Origin of the sequence: Actinoplanes awajinensis subsp. mycoplanecinus, assembly GCF_001509495.1 — a bacterium.
Taxonomy (GTDB): domain Bacteria; phylum Actinomycetota; class Actinomycetes; order Mycobacteriales; family Micromonosporaceae; genus Actinoplanes; species Actinoplanes palleronii.
Genome location: NZ_LLZH01000318.1, coordinates 1 through 20,108 on the forward strand (window position 1 = coordinate 1; position 20,108 = coordinate 20,108).

Annotated in this window: 22 protein-coding genes; 11 read left to right on the forward strand and 11 right to left on the reverse strand. The window is 71.4% G+C overall.

Annotated features, from left to right (window positions below; genetic code table 11):
* Nucleotides 1-474 precede the first annotated feature (474 nt).
* Nucleotides 475-720, forward strand: a complete 246-nt coding sequence (locus ADL15_RS41500) for a DUF2630 family protein (RefSeq protein ID WP_067704086.1) — start codon at nt 475-477, stop codon at nt 718-720.
* A 200-nt stretch (nt 721-920) separates the two neighbouring features.
* On the opposite strand, the gene ADL15_RS41505 is transcribed toward ADL15_RS41500, so the two are convergent.
* On the reverse strand, nt 921-1,838 hold the full coding sequence (locus ADL15_RS41505; RefSeq protein WP_394326983.1) for a serine protein kinase RIO: 918 nt from the start codon (nt 1,836-1,838) through the stop codon (nt 921-923).
* 564 nt (nt 1,839-2,402) lie between these two features.
* The gene (locus ADL15_RS41510; RefSeq protein WP_067704089.1) at nt 2,403-3,050 is read right to left on the reverse strand and encodes an HAD family hydrolase; all 648 of its coding nucleotides are present in this window, start codon (nt 3,048-3,050) and stop codon (nt 2,403-2,405) included.
* A 163-nt stretch (nt 3,051-3,213) separates the two neighbouring features.
* Here ADL15_RS41510 and ADL15_RS41515 point away from each other — a divergent pair, with 163 nt between their 5' ends.
* Nucleotides 3,214-3,882 (forward strand): helix-turn-helix domain-containing protein, encoded by a 669-nt coding sequence (locus ADL15_RS41515; RefSeq protein WP_067704092.1) that lies wholly within the window; start codon nt 3,214-3,216, stop codon nt 3,880-3,882.
* A 49-nt stretch (nt 3,883-3,931) separates the two neighbouring features.
* On the opposite strand, the gene ADL15_RS41520 is transcribed toward ADL15_RS41515, so the two are convergent.
* Complete coding sequence (locus ADL15_RS41520; RefSeq protein WP_067704097.1) at nt 3,932-4,297, reverse strand: nuclear transport factor 2 family protein; 366 nt, start codon at nt 4,295-4,297, stop codon at nt 3,932-3,934.
* 113 nt (nt 4,298-4,410) lie between these two features.
* Here ADL15_RS41520 and ADL15_RS41525 point away from each other — a divergent pair, with 113 nt between their 5' ends.
* Genes ADL15_RS41525 through mug form a run of 3 tightly spaced genes read left to right on the forward strand, consistent with a single transcriptional unit; the run spans nt 4,411 to nt 6,496 of the window.
* Nucleotides 4,411-5,154 (forward strand): helix-turn-helix domain-containing protein, encoded by a 744-nt coding sequence (locus tag ADL15_RS41525; RefSeq protein WP_067704100.1) that lies wholly within the window; start codon nt 4,411-4,413, stop codon nt 5,152-5,154.
* A gap of 5 nt (nt 5,155-5,159) precedes the next feature.
* Complete coding sequence (locus tag ADL15_RS41530; RefSeq protein WP_067704104.1) at nt 5,160-5,921, forward strand: SDR family oxidoreductase; 762 nt, start codon at nt 5,160-5,162, stop codon at nt 5,919-5,921.
* Entirely contained in the window at nt 5,918-6,496 is a 579-nt protein-coding gene (gene mug, locus ADL15_RS41535) for a G/U mismatch-specific DNA glycosylase (RefSeq protein ID WP_232344881.1), read from the forward strand. Before ADL15_RS41530 ends, mug begins: the two co-directional genes overlap by 4 nt.
* A 3-nt stretch (nt 6,497-6,499) precedes the next feature.
* On the opposite strand, the gene ADL15_RS41540 is transcribed toward mug, so the two are convergent.
* The 4 genes from ADL15_RS41540 to ADL15_RS41550 form a co-directional block, all read right to left on the reverse strand.
* The gene (locus ADL15_RS41540) at nt 6,500-8,434 is read right to left on the reverse strand and encodes an ABC transporter ATP-binding protein (RefSeq protein WP_067704107.1); all 1,935 of its coding nucleotides are present in this window, start codon (nt 8,432-8,434) and stop codon (nt 6,500-6,502) included.
* A 73-nt stretch (nt 8,435-8,507) separates the two neighbouring features.
* On the reverse strand, nt 8,508-9,308 hold the full coding sequence (locus ADL15_RS41545) for an enoyl-CoA hydratase/isomerase family protein (protein WP_067704110.1): 801 nt from the start codon (nt 9,306-9,308) through the stop codon (nt 8,508-8,510).
* A complete protein-coding gene (locus ADL15_RS52195; RefSeq protein ID WP_014441759.1) occupies nt 9,305-9,532 on the reverse strand; it encodes a helix-turn-helix domain-containing protein in 228 nt (75 codons plus the stop codon). Before ADL15_RS52195 ends, ADL15_RS41545 begins: the two co-directional genes overlap by 4 nt.
* A gap of 497 nt (nt 9,533-10,029) precedes the next feature.
* The gene (locus ADL15_RS41550) at nt 10,030-11,634 is read right to left on the reverse strand and encodes an ABC-F family ATP-binding cassette domain-containing protein (protein WP_067704113.1); all 1,605 of its coding nucleotides are present in this window, start codon (nt 11,632-11,634) and stop codon (nt 10,030-10,032) included.
* A 214-nt stretch (nt 11,635-11,848) separates the two neighbouring features.
* On the opposite strand from ADL15_RS41550, the gene ypfJ reads away from it, so the two are divergent.
* A complete protein-coding gene (ypfJ, locus tag ADL15_RS41555; RefSeq protein ID WP_067704116.1) occupies nt 11,849-12,802 on the forward strand; it encodes a KPN_02809 family neutral zinc metallopeptidase in 954 nt (317 codons plus the stop codon).
* An 80-nt stretch (nt 12,803-12,882) separates the two neighbouring features.
* On the opposite strand, the gene ADL15_RS41560 is transcribed toward ypfJ, so the two are convergent.
* Nucleotides 12,883-13,515 (reverse strand): acVLRF1 family peptidyl-tRNA hydrolase, encoded by a 633-nt coding sequence (locus tag ADL15_RS41560; RefSeq protein ID WP_067704121.1) that lies wholly within the window; start codon nt 13,513-13,515, stop codon nt 12,883-12,885.
* 32 nt (nt 13,516-13,547) lie between these two features.
* On the opposite strand from ADL15_RS41560, the gene ADL15_RS41565 reads away from it, so the two are divergent.
* Nucleotides 13,548-14,240: a DNA alkylation repair protein gene (locus tag ADL15_RS41565; protein ID WP_232344882.1), complete on the forward strand. Its 693-nt coding sequence runs from the start codon at nt 13,548-13,550 to the stop codon at nt 14,238-14,240.
* A gap of 301 nt (nt 14,241-14,541) precedes the next feature.
* On the opposite strand, the gene ADL15_RS41570 is transcribed toward ADL15_RS41565, so the two are convergent.
* Together ADL15_RS41570 and ADL15_RS41575 are read right to left on the reverse strand one after the other, a co-directional pair.
* Nucleotides 14,542-15,141: a LysE family transporter gene (locus ADL15_RS41570; RefSeq protein ID WP_067704124.1), complete on the reverse strand. Its 600-nt coding sequence runs from the start codon at nt 15,139-15,141 to the stop codon at nt 14,542-14,544.
* A gap of 144 nt (nt 15,142-15,285) precedes the next feature.
* Nucleotides 15,286-15,840, reverse strand: coding sequence for an AAA family ATPase (locus ADL15_RS41575; protein ID WP_067704132.1), 555 nt, complete (start codon nt 15,838-15,840; stop codon nt 15,286-15,288).
* A gap of 65 nt (nt 15,841-15,905) precedes the next feature.
* Between ADL15_RS41575 and ADL15_RS41580 the strand changes: the two genes are divergently transcribed.
* The 4 genes from ADL15_RS41580 to ADL15_RS41595 all read left to right on the forward strand — a co-directional run bounded on the left by ADL15_RS41580 (nt 15,906) and on the right by ADL15_RS41595 (nt 19,275).
* Nucleotides 15,906-16,604 (forward strand): histidine phosphatase family protein, encoded by a 699-nt coding sequence (locus tag ADL15_RS41580; protein ID WP_067704135.1) that lies wholly within the window; start codon nt 15,906-15,908, stop codon nt 16,602-16,604.
* Nucleotides 16,605-16,666: 62 nt separating this feature from the next.
* Nucleotides 16,667-17,266, forward strand: coding sequence for an ArsR/SmtB family transcription factor (locus ADL15_RS41585; protein ID WP_067704139.1), 600 nt, complete (start codon nt 16,667-16,669; stop codon nt 17,264-17,266).
* Entirely contained in the window at nt 17,263-18,516 is a 1,254-nt protein-coding gene (locus ADL15_RS41590) for an MFS transporter (RefSeq protein WP_067704142.1), read from the forward strand. The genes ADL15_RS41585 and ADL15_RS41590 overlap by 4 nt, the downstream gene beginning before the upstream one ends.
* Before the next feature lie 15 nt (nt 18,517-18,531).
* Nucleotides 18,532-19,275, forward strand: coding sequence for an alpha/beta fold hydrolase (locus ADL15_RS41595; RefSeq protein ID WP_067704145.1), 744 nt, complete (start codon nt 18,532-18,534; stop codon nt 19,273-19,275).
* Here ADL15_RS41595 and ADL15_RS41600 read toward each other — a convergent pair.
* Entirely contained in the window at nt 19,261-20,106 is an 846-nt protein-coding gene (locus tag ADL15_RS41600; RefSeq protein ID WP_067704148.1) for an alpha/beta fold hydrolase, read from the reverse strand. The genes ADL15_RS41595 and ADL15_RS41600 overlap by 15 nt on opposite strands.
* Nucleotides 20,107-20,108: the final 2 nt, after the last annotated feature.

Genomic DNA, 20,108 nt, shown 5'->3' on the forward strand with positions numbered 1-20,108 from the left:
CCTCCCCGCCACACTGTCAAAGGGGGAGCCCCCAGGGAGGGCGGGCTCTGTGTGGGGACTTTCGGCGCGCTCCGCACCCCAACTTCACACACAACGCCGGCAACGCCGCAGCGTGGGGACTTTCGGTGCGCACCGCACCACAACTCCACACACAACGCTGGAAACACCGCAACGTGGGGACTTTCGGTGCGCTGCGCACCACGGGACTGTGGGTGGGTGGCTGGGTGCTTGAGCTTTGGGTGCGCTCGGGACCGCGGGCGGGAGGGGACGCTCCAGCCCGGATGCGGCGTCGCGGTCCGGGCGGGCCGGCTGCCTCGCGTTCAGCCACGGGACGTGGCCGTTGCGGTTGTGGGAGGGGTAGGTCGTACCGAAGCGGGGTTGGAAAGTCGGTCAGGACTGACCGCGGCCGTAGTGCGACATCGGACACGTGAGGGGGAGTCCCGGAGGCGCGGGCGTGGTGCATAGGCTTCGGGAATGGATGACAAGAGTGTGCTGACCCGGATCAACGGCCTGGTCGAGGAAGAGCACGAGCTGCGGCAGCAGCTGAGCCAGGGCAAGATCTCCTCCACCGAGGAGCACGAGCGGCTCAAGGACCTCGAAGAGGCCCTGGACCAGTGCTGGGACCTGCTGCGCCGGCGCCGCGCGGCCCGCGAGGTCGGCAACGACCCGGAGGTCGAGAAGGCGCACAGCGTCAGCGAGGTGGAGAACTACATCCAGTGACCGTCAGCGGCCGCCGCCGGCCGGCGGCCGCTCACTCCGGGCTGCCCCGGGCCCGGTGCCGCGGCCGCCGGATCGGGGCCCGGCTCATCGCCGCCGCTCCACGGACGGGCGGTGCGGGCGGCCGGTGGGCCGGCGGCACCCGGTCAGCGGGGACGCTCCGGGGAGGAGCGGCCGCCGCCGGCCGGTACGGCGCGCGGCGCTCAGCGCAGGCCCGCCTCGAACAGCAGGCGGTCGGTCAACTCGTCGGAGTCGACCGGCAGTCCGCGGGCCCGGAACCAGTTCGCCACGTTGGTCACGTCCCGGGCGATGAACTCAGCCCCGCGCGGGTTCGCGACCACGTCCACGATCTGCGGCAGGTCGATCAGAATCAGCCGGCCCTGATGGACCAGCGTGTTGTAGGGCGACAGGTCACCGTGCGCCACCTGTGCCCGGGCCAGCACCGACAGCGCGTCGACCATCTGCCGCCACAGGTCCTCGAGTTCGGCAGCGCCGGACCGGATCTGCGCCAGCCGCGGCGCGGCCTCACCGGTCTCCCAGTCGCCGATGAACTCCAGCATCACCTCGGTGCCGATCAGCTGCACCGGATACGGCACGCAGACCAGCCCGCTCTCCTGGCCGATCTCCCACAGCCGGCCGAGCGCGTCGAACTCGGCCGCCGCCCACTGCCCGGCGATGAGTTCCTTGCCGAACGCGGTGCGGTTGGTCATCGCGCGCATCTCCCGGGACCGGCGCACCCGGCGACCCTCGAGATAGCCGGCGTCCCGGTGGAACATCCGGTGCTCGCCGTCCCGGTACCGCTTGGCGGCGATCATGCTGCTCTGCCCGGTGGCCGGCAGCCAGCGCCGGACCAGGAAGACGTCCGCTTCCTTGCCGGTCTTCAGGATGCCCAGCTCGGTGTCGACCGCGCCGTGTTCCGCACGCAGCCAGTCGGGTCGCGGCTCCGGACCGTGCAGCGCACCGTCCCAGCTGGACCAGCGGTCACCGACCTCGGGCAGGTCGGGATCCTCTTTCAGGGCCGGTTCGAGCCGGCCGCGCTTCAGGAAATCAGAGTCGTCATCGTCAAACTTGCGACGGCCACGGCGCATGGTCGCCGAGCCGTTGGAGTCGTGCTCACGCACTGGAGGTTCTCCTCAGAGAAAGAAGTGTTCGGGGAAGCCGGGACAACAGGCATCGCAAAGACGGCCATTTCGGGCCACCCCCTTCTCTCTCCACGCCGACCCCTCAGAGCCGGACAGTGCGGTCACGGCACCCACATTGCGCCGCGCGACCGACTCTCCCCCACCCCCACACCCCGCGCAACCCATTTATCGCCCGCCCGGAACGCCGCGTGAACCTTCCCGCCCCGGAGCCCGCCACAACTCCCCACGCACGGCTGGGGACGGCGCTGCGTGGGGACTTTCGGCGCGGTCCGCACCACAACTCCACACACACCGCTGTTTCACACGCTGCGTGGGGACTTTCGGCGCGCACCGCACCACAACTCCACACACTCCTGCGACGGGTGAGGGGTGGGTGGGGTGACCGTGCGCGGACGCGGACGTCGCCCCGGAGGGGTTTGCGTTCTGGACGCGCAGCGGCCAGCAAAGCCCGCAGGGGTCCCGGCGGGAGCGACGATCTGCACCCCGGCGGACGCACGACATCATGAATTTGATCTTGGGTTTGACCCTGATCGGAAGCGGACCCTACCGGGTCGCCATGATCGCGGAGATCCCCTGGATGACATTGCCGACCACGCGGGTCGGTGCGAACCGGGTGTCCGTCCACTCCCGGCCCCGGTGCAGCCACACGCTGGGCAGGCCCAGAGCTGCCGCACCGCCGATGTCGGCCTCCGGGCTGTCGCCGACCACCCAGGCGCCGGCCAGGCGCATACGGACACGCTGGGCGGCGAGCGCGAAGATCCGCGGGTTGGGTTTGCTGACGCCGGCCTGTTCGGAGATCACCCAGTCGGCGACATAACGGTCGAGTCCTGTGCGACGGATCCGGCCCTCGGATTTCTCCGCGGCGCCGTTGGTGACCACGACCGGGACCAGGCCGGCGTCCGCCGCGATCTCCAGCGCGCAGCCGACCATCGGGTCGAGGCGCTCGTAGGCGAGCGGGCCCTCGTAGAGCTCGTCGACGAGATCGATGGACGGCACTCGCAGCTGGTAGCGGTCCCGGAGCAGGTCGGCGAGGTCCCACCGGGAGGTCAGGCCGTCGGCGTCAACGGCGACCAGCCAGTCAAGATCATCTTGGGGCGCGGCGATCTCGTCGAGGAAACCTTTAGCCCACAGACGGAACGCACCGCTGCGGTCGAGCAGGGTGTCGTCCAACGCCAGGAAGACTAGAGGCACCCGGGCACTTTACGTGAGCAGCGGCCGAAGCGAACAGTCCAGGAGTGTTAACAAAGCGCTGACCGTTTGACGTAATTCGCATCATCCGTTCGGGCGACCCCGTCTCTTACGAAGCCGTACGTACGGATTGCAAGAGCCCGGGGCCACATGACACGATCAGCAGGTGCCCAGGGTAAGCCAGGACCAGCTCGACGCTCGCCGCCACGAGATCCTCACGGCGGCGCGGGGCTGTTTCGCACGATTCGGCTACGAGGGCGCCACGGTCCGCCGCCTCGAGGAAGCCACGGGCATGTCCCGAGGTGCGATTTTCCATCATTTTCGTGACAAGGAATCGCTGTTCCTCGCCGTCGCGGAAGATGACGCGGCCACCATGGTCGAGACCGTCGCCCGGGACGGCCTGGTCCAGGTGATGCGGGACCTGCTGGCCCTGGCCGGCGGCACCGGCGCCCCGGCCACCAGCGGCACGGTCTCGGCCACCAGCGGCACGGTCTCGGCCACCGGCGGCCCGGGAGAGAGCGACGACAGCGCCCGCGAGGGCGACACCGCAGGCTGGCTCGGCACCCAGCTCGAGGTCTCGCACCGGCTGCGCACCGACCCGGCGTTCGCCAAGCGCTGGGCGCAGCGGTCCGCGGCCATCGCCGACGCCACCCACGAGCGCCTGCAGCGGCAGCGCGAGGCCGGCGTGCTGCGCCAGGACGTGCCGGTGGACGTGCTGACCCAGTTCCTCGAGCTGGCCTACGACGGCCTGGTCCTGCATCTGGCCACCGGCCGCCCGCCGGGCGACCTGGCCCGCGTCCTCGACCTGGTCGAGGACGCGGTCCGCCACCACTGACCGCACCCGGTCCGCCGGCCTGGAGAAACGCGGTCCGCCGAGATCAGGGTCAGGCCGCCGGGGCCTTGTCGATGAAGCCGAGCACCTGACGGATCCGGCCGGACCCGTCCCGCTCGGCCACGTCGAAGCCGATCACCAGCGGCTCCTCCCCCGGCCGGCCCAGATGCCAGGTGAACCGGGCCTGCTCGTGATGCGCGTCCACCGCACCGCCCGAGCTGAACAGGAAGCCCGGGAACTGCTGCTGCACCGCCCCGATCAGCCCGTTCAGCTCGTCCGGGCCGTGCACCGCGGCCAGCGGGTCGACATAGCGCACCTCGTCGGCGAACAGCGTGGAGATCGCCGCGCGGCGGGCCGCCGGGTCGGTCTCGTTCCAGATCGCCAGGTACTGCTCGATCATCGCGTCGAAGTCGCTCATCGTCTCGTCCTTCCGTCGTGGTTGACGGGACCCAGCCTGCCGCCGCGGGGTAGTCCCGGCGATTACCCCGGAGGTAATGCCGCCGCGGCCCGGATCCGCCTAACCTGGTCGGCATGAGCGCGGTGGGTCAGTTGTTGCGGACCTGGCGCGACGAGCGGCGCCTGAGTCAGCTCGACCTGTCCGCGCGGACCGGCGTCTCGGCCCGCCATCTGTCCTTCGTGGAGACCGGCCGGTCCCGGCCGACCCCGGAGATGATCCTGCGGCTGGCCGAGGAGCTGGACGTGCCGCTGCGGCAGCGCAACGAGCTGCTGCTGGCCGGTGGCTTCGCACCGGCCTACCCGGAGTCCGATCTGGACGGACCTCCGCTGGCCGTGCTGCTGGCCGGCCTGCGGCAGGTTCTGGCCGGTCACGAGCCGTATCCGGCGCTGCTGGTGGACCGGCACTGGACCATGGTGGACGGCAACAACGCGGTGGCCCGGCTCACCCGCGGGTGCGCGCCCGAACTGCTGGAACCGCCGGTCAACGTGCTGAGATTGGCCCTGCACCCGGACGGGATGGCCGGGCGGATCGAGAATCTCGCCGAGTGGCGCACGCACGTGCTGCACCGTCTGGACCGGCAGGCCGCGGCGACCGCCGACCCGGTGCTCCGCGAGCTGCGCTCGGAGGTGGGCGGCTATCCGGGCGGCGAGATCGCCGCCAGGCCCGATGGTCTCGTTGTTCCCCTTCGGTACGACGGTCTGAGCTTCTTCAGCATCACCTCGGTGCTCGGCACCCCGCGCGACGTGACCCTGGCCGAACTCGCGATCGAGGCGTTCCTGCCTGCGGACGCGGACACCGCCGCCGCTCTGGGAGGATGACCCGCATGGATCTGGGGCTGACCGACCGTGTCTTCATCCTCACCGGCGCCTCGCGCGGGCTGGGTTTCGCCACCGCGCAGGCGCTCGTCGCCGACGGCGCCCGGGTGGTGATCTCGTCACGCGACCCGGACAAGGTCGCCGACGCGGTCGCCGGGCTGGGCGGCGCGAGCCACGCCGTCGGGGTGGCCGCCGACCTCGCCGACCCGGGCACCCCGCGTGAGCTGGTGGACGTCGCCTCGGAACGGTTCGGGCGGCTGGACGGCGCGCTGATCTCGGTGGGCGGGCCCACGCCGGGCACCGCCGCCAGCATGAGCGACGACCAGTGGCGGTATGCGTTCGAGACGGTGTTCCTCGGCTCGGTCCGGGCGGCCCGCACGTTCGCGGCGGCGCTGCCCGAGGGCGGTGCGATCGGCCTGGTGCTCTCCACGTCGGTGAAGAACCCGCTGACCGGGCTCGGCCTGTCCAACGGGTTCCGGCCCGGCCTGGCGATGGTGGCCAAGGACATGGCCGACGAGTACGGTCCGCGCGGCATCCGGGTGCTGGGCCTGCTGCCCGGACGGTTCATGACCGACCGGAACCGGGAGCTGTTCCGCGGCACCGGCGACCCGGCCACGGCCGCCGCCGAGGCCGCCGACGCGATCCCGGTGCGCCGGATCGGCGAGCCCACGGAGTTCGGCCGGGTCGCGGCGTTCCTGCTGTCCCCGGCGGCGGGGTACGTGACCGGGTGCGTGATCCCGATCGACGGCGGCACCATGCGCGCGCTGTGACGCGGCGCCCGGTGGCCGCCGTCGTAACGGAGAAGGCCCGGCCGTCGGCCGCGGAGGTCGCGGCGGCCGGCGATCGCACCATCCCGGACCTGGTCGGGCCGGATCTGCGGGTGCTGTTCTCCGGGATCAACCCGAGCCTGTACTCGGCGGCGACCGGCCATCACTTCGCCCGCCCGGGCAACCGGTTCTGGCCGACGCTGCACGGCGCGGGGTTCACCGACCGGCTGCTGCACCCGTCGGAGCAGCACCTGCTGCCCGCCCTCGGTCTCGGGATCACCAACGTCGTGGCGCGGGCGTCCGCACGGGCCGACGAACTCACCCCGGACGAACTGGTCACCGGCGGTGCGATCCTGGCCGCGCTGGCCGGGCGCTACCGGCCGCGGTTCCTGGCCGTGCTCGGGGTGACCGCCTATCGTGCGGCGTTCGCCCGGCCGAAGGCGAAGGTCGGCCGGCAGACGGACACCGTCGGCGGCGTGCCGGTCTGGGTGCTGCCCAACCCGAGCGGGCTGAACGCGCACTACCAGCTCCCGGACCTGATCCGCGAGTTCAGCGACCTGCGGACGGCGTCCGGTTAGGAATCACGGCTCGACGCCGTGCGCCGGGACGGTCAGGATCTCGACCTCGTCGTCGACGCCGGTCGCGGCCGGGGAGGCCTGGGCGAACTGGGTGCGGTAGAGGTCGGCGTAGAGCCCGCCCGCGGTGACCAGCGCGTCGTGGGTGCCGCGTTCGACGACCCGGCCGCGGTCGAGCACCACGATCAGGTCGGCCTGCCGGATGGTGGAGAGCCGGTGCGCGATGACCAGCGCCGTCCGGCCGCGCAACGCGGTGCTCAGCGCCCGCTGCACGGCCGCCTCGGACTCGCTGTCCAGGTGCGCGGTGGCCTCGTCGAGGATCACGATGGACGGTTGTTTGAGCAGCAGCCGGGCGATCGCGATGCGCTGTTTCTCGCCGCCGGAGAAACGGTACCCCCGCTCGCCCACCACGGTGTCCAGGCCGTCGGGCAGGGCCCGGACCAGGTCGCCGACCTGGGCGCCCTCCAGAGCGGCCCACATCTGCTCGTCGGTGGCGCCGGGCCGGGCATACCGCAGGTTCTCCGCGATCGTCTCGTGGAACAGGTGCGAGTCCTGGGTGACCACGCCGACCGTGTCGCGCAGCGAGTCGAGTGTCGCGTCGCGCACGTCGACGCCGCCGACCAGGACCGCGCCGCCGGTGACGTCGTAGACCCGGGAGACCAGCATCGAGGTGGTGGACTTGCCGGCGCCGGACGGGCCGACCAGCGCGACCAGCTGCCCCGGCTCGACGGCGAAGTCGACGCCGTGCAGGACCGGCGCGTTCTCCGTGCGGTCCAAGGTCGCCACGTCCTCCAGGGTGGCCAGCGACACCTCGGCGGCGCTCGGATAGCGGAAGCGCACGTCGCGGAACTCGATCCGGCCGGCGCCGGCCGGGATGGTGACCGCGTCCGGTTTCTCGGCGATGCCCGGCGCCAGGTCGAGCACCTCGAAGACCCGGTCGAACGAGACCAGCGCGCTCATCACGTCGACCCGGACGTTGCTGAGCGCGGTGAGCGGACCGTACAGCCGGGTGAGCAGCAGGGCCAGGGTGACGACGGTGCCGGCCGAGACCTCGCCGCGGACCGCGAGCCAGCCGCCGAGGCCGTACGTCAGCGCCTGCGCCAGCGAAGCGACCAGCAACATCGCGACGAAGAACGTGCGGGAGAACATCGCCTGCTGGACACCGATGTCGCGGACCCGCTCGGCACGCTCACCGAACTTGGCGGCCTCCGCGTCGGGCCGGCCGAACAGCTTGACCAGCAGCGCGCCGGAGACGTTGAACCGCTCGGTCATCGTCGCGTTCATCTTCGCGTCCAGGTCGTACGACTCCCGGGTGATCTCGGCGAGCCGTTTGCCGACCCGGCGCGCCGGGATGATGAACAGCGGCAGCAGCGCCAGCGACAGCACGGTGATCGGCCAGGACAGGCTGAACATCACCACCGCGGTGAGCACCAGCTGGATGACGTTGCTGAGCACGCCGGACAGGGTCGAGGTGAACGCCCGCTGCGCGCCGACCACGTCGTTGTTGAGCCGGCTGACCAGGGCGCCGGTCTGTGTCCGGGTGAAGAACTGCAACGGCATGCGCTGCACGTGGTCATAGACCCGGGTGCGCAGGCTGAGGATGATGCCCTCGCCGATGCGCGCCGAATACCACCGCTGGACCAGCGAGAGCAACGCGTCGGCCACGGCCAGCCCGGCGATCAGCAGCGCGATCCGCACCACGGTGGCGGCCGCGCCGGAGCCACCGCCGGTGATCGTGTTGATCACGTCGCCGGCCAGCAGCGGTGTGGCCACCCCGATGCCCGCGTCGAAGACCACCGCGAGCAGGAACACCGTGATGTCCCGCCGGTACGGCTCGGCGAACTTCAGGATCCGCCGCGTCGTGCCGGGCGTGACCTGGTGGGCCGCGACCCGGTCGGCACTCTGGATCGAGCGCAACATGTTCCAGCTCGACATACTCATCCGTCACCTCCCGGGAAGTCCACCACGTGGGTACGACAACCCGGGAGGTGAGGCCGCTATTCCGAGGCGGTCCTTACTCCCCGGAGCCGAGCAGCTCGGCCAGCCGGCGGGTCTGTGCTTCCCGCTCGGCCCGGTCCTGCTCCGCGTACGACCGGCGCGGTGCGCCGGTCAGCAGGGCTTTTGTCTCGGCCACCGCACCCGCGTCGCCGGACAGGACGGCGGCGGCCAGGTCGGCGACCGCCGCGTCCAGTTCGGCTCGCGGCACCACCGCGGTGGCGAGACCTATCCGGTCCGCCTCGTCAGCCGGGATCCGCCGGCCGGTGACGCAGATCTCCAGCGCCCGGGACGGGCCGACCAGCTCGGTGAGCCGTTTCGTCCCGCCCAGATCGGGCACCAGTCCGAGGGTGACCTCGGCCATCGAGAACCGCGCGTCGTCGGCGAGCACGCGCATGTCGCAGTTCAACGCGAGCTGGAAACCCGCGCCGATGGCGTGACCCTGCACTGCCGCGATGGACACGATGGACGGACTGCGCAACCAGGTGAACGCGGACTGGAAGGCGGCAATCCGATCGGCACAGTCGGCGGCAGACAACTGTGCCAGACGAGCCAGTGAAGAATCGCCGTCGCTGCGGGCGACTTGCAGATCCAGGCCCGCGGAAAACGCACGGCCTTCGGCTCGGACAATGACGACGCGGACGTCGCCGGTCAATTTCCGGGAAATGTTGGCGAGCTCCGCCCACATGGACGGAGTCTGTGCATTGAGAACGTCGGGCCGGCACAACGAGACCGTTGCGACCGGCCCGGCCTGCTCAAAGCGAACGCCTACCTCATCGGTGGATAATGCGTTAGCCGGCCCGGCTTCGGCGGCCGTCACGCCTTCTTGCGGCGGCGAGCGCCGCCACGCTGACGCAACTGCACACCGGACTCGGTGAGCACCCGGTGCACGAATCCGTAGGAACGGCCGGTGGAAGCGGCAAGCGCCCGGATGCTCTCACCCGAGGTGTAACGCTTGACCAGGTCCTTGGCGAGCGACTGCCGCTCGCTACCGACGATTCGACGACCCTTCTCAGTACTGGTAGCTGTGCCAGTGGCTGCCATCTTGAATCCTCACGTCGCAGACAGTGCGGTCAGATACGGTCCCACCTATTACACCGCCTCCAACGATCATGCGCCAGGCATCTAGCGCTGAGGAACGTGCCCTTTTATTACTGTCAGGAACTTGACGGTTACCACGCGCATCAATGTCAGACCGTTAGCACCCCGCGCATGGGCCGACATTTCCGGCCTGTCACCGGTGTACCAGCAGGCTCATCAAGACCATCGATCACCTGCAGAAACACTCGATCGAGGCGGGCCGGTACGAGACCGCTCCGGAAGACCCCTCGGAGGCGGTGACGGGACGCCACGGGACGCGCGGCGCGTACGGGAGCAAGTCCGACCTGCCCGCAAACGCCCGAACATCGCACTGTCTGTGTGGGCACCTGTTGACAACTGACGATGCCGTTGATCCTGGATCTCCAGCCGGGCCCGCCGAGGCGGTGGCCCCGGCGTCCAGCAGCCGTCGATCCGGCCCCGGTCCGGGGCCGGATCGGAGATCAGGCGAGTTCGACGAGCTCCAGCAGGTCGTCGCTCCACGCGTCCTCGTCGCCGTCCGGCAGCAGGATCGCCCGGTCCGGCTTCAGCGCCTGCACACAGCCGGCGTCGTGGGTGACCAGCACGATGGCGCCCGGGTAGTTGGCGATCGCGTCCAGCACCTGCTCGCGGCTGACCGGGTCGAGGTTGTTCGTCGGCTCGTCCAGCAGCAGCACGTTGGCGCCCGAACAGACCAGGGTGGCCAGGGCCAGCCGGGTCTTCTCGCCACCGGAGAGCACACCGGCCGGCTTGTCGACGTCGTCGCCGGAGAACAGGAACGCGCCCAGGATCTTCCGCAGCTCGGTGTCGGTCTGCTCCGAGCCGGCGCTGCGCATGTGGTCGAGGATCGAACGGTCCACGTCCAGGGTCTCGTGCTCCTGGGCGTAGTAGCCGAGGCGCAGGCCGTGGCCCGCGCGCACCTCACCGGTGTCCGACTTCAGCATGCCGCCGAGGATGCGCAGCAGGGTGGTCTTGCCGGCGCCGTTCAGGCCCAGGATGGCGACCCGGGAACCGCGGTCGACCGCCACGTCGACGTCCGCGAAGATCTCCAGAGATCCGTACGACTTCGACAGGCCGTGCCCGGTCAGCGGCGTCTTGCCACAGGGCGCCGGGCTGGGGAAGCGGACCTTCGCCACCTTGTCCGACGTACGGGTCTCCTCCAGGCCACCGAGCAGCTTCTCGGCGCGGCGGGCCATGTTCTGCGCGGCGACCGTCTTGGTGGCCTTGGCGCGCATCTTGTCGGCCTGCGCCATCAGGGCACCGGCCTTCTTCTCCGCGTTGGCCCGCTCCCGGCGGCGGCGGCGCTCGTCGGTCTCCCGGGCCTCGAGATACGTCTTCCAGCCCATGTTGTACATGTCGACGACCGAGCGGTTGGCGTCCAGATACCAGACCTTGTTGACCGCGGCGTCGAGCAGCTCGACGTCGTGACTGATCACGATCAGGCCGCCCTTGTGCTGCGCCATGTAGCCGCGCAGCCAGGAGATCGAGTCCTGGTCCAGGTGGTTGGTGGGCTCGTCGAGCAGCAGGATGCCCTTGCCGTTCTGCCCGGAGTTGGCGAACAGGATGCGGGCCAGCTCGATCCGGCGGCGCTGACCGCCGGACAGGGTGCCGATGGTCTGTGCCAGGGCGCGGTCGGGCAGTCCCAGGTTCGCGCAGATGCGGGCGGCCTCGGCCTCGGCGCCGTACCCGCCCAGGGCGGAGAACTGGTCCTCCAGCACGCCGTAGCGCCGGATCAGCTTGTCGTCGGCGCTCTCCTCGAGTTGCACCTCGAGCTTCTGCATCTCGACCAGGATGGTGTCCAGGCCGCGGGCGGACAGCACCCGGTCCCGGCCGGTCACGTTCAGGTCGCCGGTGCGCGGGTCCTGCGGGAGGTAACCGATCTCACTGGTCCGCTCGACCTGACCCGCGTACGGGGAGCCCTCGCCGGCCAGCACCTTCAGCGTGGTGGTCTTGCCGGCGCCGTTGCGGCCGACCAGGCCGATCCGGTCGCCGGGCTGCACCCGCAGGGTGGTCGGGGAGATCAGGATGCGCGAACCGGCGCGGAGTTCTAGTCCGGTGGCGGTGATCATTAAGTTTCTCGCTCTCGGGGATCGGGCTGACTCAGGGCGCAGAAAGACGCCGGCCATCCCGATGGACGGTCGGCGCTGGGCAGGTCAGCCTTCGCAGAGCAGCACGCGGCCATACTACCCGGGAGGCGCTGCGACCTCCCACTCGATTAGGCAGCAAGATCATCGGGTACACGCGGTGCGACCGTGGCGAAGTCCGTGGCGAAGTGAGGACGGCATGGAACTCAATGACAAGGCCGAGATCGACACCAGTCAGGTCGAGGACGCCCGTGGCTCGGGCGGCGGAGGCGGTGGCATCGGTGGCTTGCCGATCGGTGGTGGAGGTCTGACCGGGATCATCGTCACGGTCCTGCTGGCGCTGGTCGGTGGCTATTTCGGCATCAACAACCTGGGTGGCAGCAGCAGCGGCGGCTCGTCGACCGCCGACAACACCACCATCAACAAGGAATGCAAGGCATCGGACGGCAGCAACCAGCAGGCGGCGAACGCCACCAAGCTGCTGGACTGCCGCAACGTGCTCTACATCAACTCGATCCAGGCGTACTGGGCCGCGGAGCTGCCCAAGGCGTTCAACAAGCAGTACGAGAAGGCCCCCACCAAGATCTTCTCGCAGCAGGTCAGCACCGGGTGCGGCGCCGCCGACTCCGGCGTCGGGCCGTTCTACTGCCCCGCCGACAACAAGGTCTACATCGACCTGACCTTCTACCAGCAGCTGGCGAAGGAGCTCGGCGCGCCGGGCGAGTTCGCGCAGCCGTACGTGCTCGCGCACGAGTACGGTCACCACGTGCAGGACCTGCTCGGCACCGAGGCGAAGATGCGCCAGGAGCAGGAGGCGAATCCGGACCAGGCGAACCTGCAATCGGTGAAACTGGAGCTGCAGGCCGACTGCTACGCCGGCGCCTGGGCCAAGGGCGCGACCGGTGTCGCGGACAGCAAGGGTGAGAAGCTCTTCAAGAGCCTCACCGACGCCGACATCCAGGAGGGGATCCAGACCGCCGGCCAGATCGGCGACGACACCCTCCAGCAACGTGGCGGTGGCAGTATCAACCCCGCCGAGTTCACCCACGGCACGTCCGCGGACCGGCAGAAGTGGTTCCGCACCGGGTACGACTCGGGCGACCCGGCGAAGTGCGACACGTTCGCATCGGGCGCGGTAAAAGCGGGCGACTGACCGCCGCCCCGCAGACATCCGGCCGCCGACCCGCACCTGGCGAGGGACGGCGGCCGGATCCATGTCCGTGGCCGGCCGGGTCAGGGCTCCCGGATCAGGATCGGGATCGCGCGGGCCATCGCCACCGCTGAGACCAACACCACATGCCGCGGCTCGGGCACGTCGAGCCACCGCTCGGACCTCAGCGCCACCACCGGCGCGAGGACCCGATCGGCCAGGACCGCGTCGACCGCCGTCCGGTCGCCGCCGGTCACGACCGCGGCCAGCGACCGCACGTCCGGGAGCAGGATCCGGCCCACGATCCCGGCGCCGTCCGCGGCGGCCGCCTTGGCCTGGTTGTCCCGGCGCCGCGCGAAGCGCTGCTGCGACCAGCCACCGGCCGCTGTCCGTCCTTGCACATAGTGCGTGTCCACCTTGGACGTGATCAGCTTCGTGCCGTCCGCGATGCCGACCGCGACCGCGCCCTTGCGGGCCAGCAGCAACCCGAGCCGCCGCGGGGTCAGCGCCGCGGCGAGCAGCTCGGCCACCGTGGTCACCGGCCCGGCGCCGGGCGGCTCGTGCAGCGTCGCCTCCGCGCCGTCCGCGGCGGTCAGGGTCAGCCCGTGTTCGGCGTAGGCCCCGTGCCGGGCAGCGAAATTCTCCAGCCAGCGCGGCAGCCGCTCCGGCGCGACATCCACCCATTTCCCGCCACCGGCGGCCGGACGTTCACCCATTCTTGTCAGACTACGGTGGCAGGATCCGAGTCGTGCCCACGCTGCCCGAGACGCTGATGGACCGGCTGGTCGCCGGGTTCGAGGCCGGCCGCGATCCGGTGCGCGCCCCGGCCATGGCGGCCTACATGCGCAACCAGTTCCCGTTCCTCGGCCTGCCCGCGCCGGCCCGGCGGTCCCGGGCCCGCACCGCCCTGGCCGGCCTGCCCACACCGACCGAGCCCGAGCTGGCCGAGGTCGCCCGCCGCTGCTGGGCGCGCGACGAGCGCGAGTTCCAGCAGTTCGCCTGCGACTACCTGACCGCCCACCTCGACGTGCCCGGCCCCGCCTTCCTCGGCGTCCTGGAAGAGTTGATCACCACCAGATCGTGGTGGGACACGGTCGACCCGCTCGCCACCCACGTCGTCGGCGGCCTGGTCCGCCGGCACCCCGCGCTGCTCAGCCGGATGGACGACTGGTCCACCGCCGCCGACCGCTGGCTGATCCGCACGGCGATCCTGCACCAGCTCCACTACGGCCCGGCGACCGACGCCGCGCGGCTCTTCGCCTACTGCACTCGGCAGGCCGGCCACCAGGACTTCTTCATCCGCAAGGCGATCGGCTGGGCGCTGCGCCACTACGCGCGCACCAACCCCGGCGCGGTCCGGGACTACCTCACCGCCCAGGCCGCGATCCTGTCACCGTTGTCGATCCGCGAGGCCGCCAAACACCTGTCCGGTACGCGGTGAAGCCCCCACCCACGTGCACCTGAGGCGCACACCACACCGAAACTCCCCACGCCAGCGGCGGTGACAACGAGCGTGGGGACTTTCGGTGCGCTCCGCACCCCAACTTCACACGCTCGCCCTGGGGACCTGCAACGTGGGGACTTTCGGTGCGCTCCGCACCCCAACTTCACACGCTCGGTGGGGCTGGGCGCAACGTGGGGACTTTCGGTGCGGTGCGCACCCCAACTTCACACGCTCGCCGTGAGGACCTGCAGCGTGGGGACTTTTGGTGCGGTGCGCGCCGCAACTTCACACGCGGGTTTTAGGGGATCAGGAGGCGTAGGGCTAGGAGGGTTATCACGGCGCTGGAGAGCAGGGTTGTCAGGAGGCGGGCTCGGGGGCCGGTGAGCAGGTGGCCGGAGAGGGAGCCGGCGGCGGCGATCAGGAGTTGCCAGCTGGCGGACGCGAGAAAGGCGCCGAGCACGAACCAGACGCCGCCACCCACCCCACCGGCGCCGAGGACCAGGGCCGCGAAGTAGATCACGGTGGCCGGGTTGAGCAGGGTGAGCGCGAGGATCCCGGCGTAGGCCCGGATCGCCGTGGTCGGGCGTTCGGTGCGCTCCGGCGTACCGGAGAGACGGACCGCGGTCCAGGCGGTCCGGGCGGCCAGGAGCAGCAGGACCACCGCGCCGGCCCAGCGCAGCGGGGTGGTGAGCGGCGCGATCAGGCCGGCGACCGCGGCGCCACCGGCCACCGCGACGCAGGCGTAGATCCCGTCGGCGGTGGCCGCGCCCAGACCGGCCGCCGCGCCCACCCGCCACGAGGTGCGGGCGCTCAAGCCGGCGATCAGCGCGCCGATCGCACCGACCGGCACCGCGATCCCGTATCCGGCGATCACGCCGGACAGGAACGGGGCGCTCATGATCGCTGCTCGGGCACCACCCGTCCCCGGCGGGCCCGCTGCTGCCGGGTGGCCCGTTCGGCCGCGGCGACAGGGAGGGCGGGATACCTCATCGGTGAGATCACCGGGTCATCATGCGACCGGCCCGGGGTGGGTGGCCACCGATTAACCCGGCAGGCAGGCGAGCACGTCCCGATAGGTGCGATCGATCTCGTTCTCGTGGCTGTGCACGATCTGGGCATCCGGGCGCGACACCAACATGTCACATAACCGGTCATAAAGCCCCACGACCTCATCCCGCTCCGCGGCGAAACGAGCCGGAACCGTGGAACCGGTCGCCACCGGGGAACCGGCCGCCGCCGCGGACCGGACGGCCCAGCGGCGGAGGGCGTTCTCCCGGGTGTCCATCAGGACGAGCTCGTGGAACGACGCGCCGGTCTCCGCCGCCAGCGCGCCGGCCTGCTCCAGGAAAGCGGGCCGGGCCAGCAACTGCGGCACGATCACGTCGTGGCCGGCGAGCAGATGCACCCGGGCCGCGGCCAGCGCCGCCGCCCGGGCCAGCAGCCCGCCGGCCTGCGGGTCGGTGCGCCAGCCGCCGATCAGGTCCCGGAGCCGATCGATGTCCAGGTTCAGGGTGAGCGGATGGGCGGCGGCATACCGACCGGCGAGTGTGGACTTGCCGGTCGCGGGTGGGCCGTTGAGCACGATCAGCCGGGGCATCGGGCGAGACTACCGTCACTCGATGCGCCCTCCCGGCGACGTACCGTGACAGATAGGGTCCGATCATGACGGTTGTCGCGGAACTTGTCCTGATCCGGCACGGGCAGAGCCTGGCCAACGTCGCCTTCCCGGCCGCGGACGCGCAGCAGCTGCTGGAGGCGGCGGTGAGCGGGCCGGACGCCGAGGTGCCGCTCACCGGGCACGGCGAGGAACAGGCGCGCGCGCTCGGGGCCTGGCTCGCGGCACTACCGGCCGGCGCGCGCCCCGAGGTCGTGGTCACCTCCCCGTACACAAGAGCTCGGGAGACCTGGCGGATCGCGGCCGAGAGTGCCGGGATCACCCTGCCCGACGCACACACCGATGATCGTCTTGTCGATCGGCTCAACGGTGAGCTGGCGATGCTCACCCGCGCCGCGATCGCGGCCCGGTTCCCGGGCGAGGCGGCCCGTCGCGCCGAGGCCGGCCTGTACGAGTACCGCCCGCCGGGCGGCGAGTCCTTCGCCGACATCCGCCTGCGCCTGACGTCCTTCCTGGACGACCTGCACCGCGAGCACGCCGGCCGGCGGGTGGTCGTGGTCGCGCACGACGCGGTGGTCCTGATGACCCGCGCGGTCCTCGAGGACCTGGACTGGGACGAGCTGGCCGCCCTGGAGAAGTCCGCGGGCCCGGTCCGGAACGCGTCGCTGACCCGCTTCACGAGCGACGGCGGAGCGGCCCTGAAACTCGACGGTTACAACGGCGTGGATCACCTCCCACCGGCCTGAACCCGCCGAAGCATATCGATGCACGTCTTCCAAAGACTTCTTTGCAAAGATAGGTTGGGCCGATGCCCGCCTCCCCCGTCGTCCCCGGCCCGCACTCGTTGCGGGGCCTCGCTCACCCGCTCCGGGTGCGCATCCTCGGCCTGCTGCGCGAGCACGGCGCCTCGACCGCGACCCGGCTCGCCGGCCGACTCGGCGAGTCGTCCGGAGCGACCAGTTACCACCTGCGTCAGCTCGCCGCCTACGGCTTCGTCGAGGACGTGCCGGGCCGGGGTGTACGGCGGGAACGCTGGTGGCGGGTGGCGAGCCGGAGCAGCGCCCCGGTGGCGGCGGGCGCGGAGAACTACCTGCGGTCGGTCGCGGTCGCCGACTTCCAGCGGCTGCAGGACTTCCTCGGCGCGGCCGCGGACCTGCCGCCGGAGTGGCAGACCGGGGTCGCGATCCGCAACGTCGCGCTGCGGCTGACCCCGGCACAGGCCGGTGAGCTGCTGTCCCGGATCGGTGCGGTGCTCACCGACTACCCGGTCGACGACGACCCGGACCTCGCGGTGCCCGGCAGCGCCCGGGTGGTCTTCCAGTGGCAGGCCTTCCCCCTGCCGGCCCGGTCGGCCACCAGCCCGCCACCTGACCAACAGACCCGGAACGAGCCGCGAGGCGACCGGTGAGACGGAGCCTGACCGGTCTGCTCGCGGCCGAGGCGATCTCTCTGCTGGGCAGCCGGATCACCTTCGTGGCGCTGCCCTGGCTGGTGCTGACCAGCACCGGCTCGGCGCTGCTGGCCGGGGTGGCCGGCTTCGCCGAGATGCTTCCGTACGTGCTGGCCGGGCTGCTCGGCGGTCCGATCGTGGACCGGGTCGGTCCCCGGCCGACCGCGGTGGCCGCCGACACGGCGAGCCTGCTCGCGGTGGCCGGGATCCCGCTGCTGGCCAGCACCGAGACGATCTCGTACTCGACGCTGCTCGGCCTGATCGCGGTGGCCGGGGCGCTGCGCGGGTTCGGCGACACCGCCAAGCGCGCGCTGCTCCCCCGGGTGATCGCCGGCGCCGGGCTGTCCACCGAGCGGGGCACCACGCTCTACGACGGGATCAGCCGGGTGGCCACCCTGCTCGGCCTGCCGCTGGCCGGGTTGCTGGTGGCCGCGGTCGGACCGGCCCGGGTGCTGCTCGTCGACGCGGCCACGTTCGGCGTGTGCGCGCTGATCATCTCGATCTACGTGACGGCCGGTTCCACCGGCCAGGAGACCGCGGAGGACGAGGAGAGCGGTTATGCGGCGGCACTGTGGTGCGGTTTCCGGTACGTACGACAGGACCGGCTGATCGTCGGGATCATGTCGATGCTGTTCGCCACGAACCTCTTCGACCAGGCGTACGCGACGGTGTTCGTGCCGGTGTGGGTGCGCGACGGCCCGCACGGCCCGGCGGCGCTCGGCGTGCTCGGCAGCGCCTTCGGGGTGGGTGCGGTGGCCGGCAACATCCTCTGGACGGTCATCGGGCCGCGGGTGCCCCGGCGGGTCACCTTCGCGGTCTGCTTCCTGATCGGCGGCCCGGCGCAGCTGCTCGCGCTGGCCCTGACCGACCGGCTGTGGGCGGTGCTGGCGATCGCCGCGCTGGCCGGCGCGCTGATGTCGACGATCAACCCGATCCTGCTGGCCGCCGTCTACGAGCGGGTCCCGATCCGGATGCAGGGCCGGGTGATGAGCGTGCTGATCGCGTTCTCCTGGGCCGGCATCCCGCTCGGCGGGGTCCTCGGCGGCTGGGCGGTCGAGGACCTGGGCCTGCGCACCGCCGCGCTGCTGGCCGGGATCGGTTATCTCGTGGTGACCCTGTCACCGTTCCTGTTCTCCACCTGGCACGCCCTGGACGAGCATCGGGTCATCCGCAAATCGGGGGCCCGGGCACTGGCCACGGTGGAGTGAGGAAAGATCGGCCGGATGACGCTTGCCTTCGAGGTGACCGGTGCCGGTCCGGACGTGCTCCTGCTCCACTCCACCGTGTGTGACCGCCGGATGTGGGATCCGCAGGTCCCCGACCTGGTCGCGGCCGGTTTCCGGGTGACCCGCTGCGACTTCCGCGGCTTCGGCGACAGCCCGATACCGGACCGGCCCTGGAACGACGCCGACGAGATCGTCGAGTTGCTCGGCGGGCGCCCGTTCGCGGTGGTCGGCGCGTCCGGTGGCGGTCAGCTCGGGCTGGAGATCGCGGCCCGGTGGCCGGAGCGGGTGACCGCGCTCGCGCTGCTCTGCACCGCGCTGCCCGGGCACCCGAAGAGCCCGCAGCGGCTGGCGTTCGCCGGCGAGGAGGACGCCCTGGTGACCGCGGGAGACCTGGACGCGGCCACCGAGCTCAACGTGCGGACGTGGGTCGGGCCGGCCGCCGGGCCGGAGCAGCGGGAGGCGGTCCGGGTGATGCAGCGCCGGGTCTTCGAGTTGCAGCCGCCGGACATGCCGGAGCCGGAGCAGATCGAGGTGGAGTGGGAGCTGGACACGATCGTGGCCCGGACCCTGCTGCTCTCCGGGGCGTACGACCTGCCGGACTTCCGGGAGATCGCGGTGCACCTGGCCGGGGTGCTGCCGGACGCCCGGCACGTGGAACTGGACTGGGCCGGTCACCTGCCCAGCCTGGAGCGGCCGGAGCTGGTGAACCCGCTGCTGATCGACTTCCTACGCGCGGTTTAAGAACCCGGTCACCTTCTGGACGAACCATTCGGCGTCGTCGAGCCAGGCGAAGTGACCGCCGCCGGGGACCACGGCCAGCTCCGCCTGCGGGAACAGGCCGGCGTACTCGGCGGCGGGCTTCGGCGGCAGCTGGAGGTCGACCTCGCCGGTGATCAGGAGCACCGGGGCGGGGAAGGTGGCCAGCCGGGCGCGCACCTCGTACGGATCACATGCTCCGTCGGCGTAGTAGGCCGCGGCCGCGACGTTGTTCTTCTGGCCGGCCTCGCGGGCCGAATAGGCCTGCGTCTCGGCGTCCCACCGTCCGTAGATGAGCGGCGCCAGCGCCCGGCCGTCGGCCGGCGTGGCCTGCCCGGTCTGCACCCGCTCCAGGGCGGCGTAGGCCTCCGGGAACCAGGGCTCGGCCCGGTGCTCCTCGGCCACCCGCCGCCGGTCCAGGTCGCTGATCTCCAGGTGGACCGCCCGCGGGCTGGGGTTGACCAGCACCAGCCGGCGCACCCGCTCCGGGTGCCGGGCCGCGTAGAGCAGCGCCAGCGTGGCACCGGCCGAGTGGCCGAGCAGGTCGAACCGCTCCAGCCGGACGTGCTCGCGCAGCGCCTCGACGTCACCCACCTGCCGGTCGCAGCGATAACTGTCCGGGCCGGCCGGCACCTCGGACGCGCCGGTGCCGCGCAGATCCGGGATCAGCAGCCGCCGGTGCGCGGACAGCCCGCCCAGGTCGTCGAGGTACGCGGAGGCCTGCATGGGGCCGCCGGGCAGGCAGACGAGCGGGTCGCCGGAGCCGGAACGGTGCAGCGCGAGCCGGATGCCGTCCGGGGCGTCGAAGGAGTCCACGC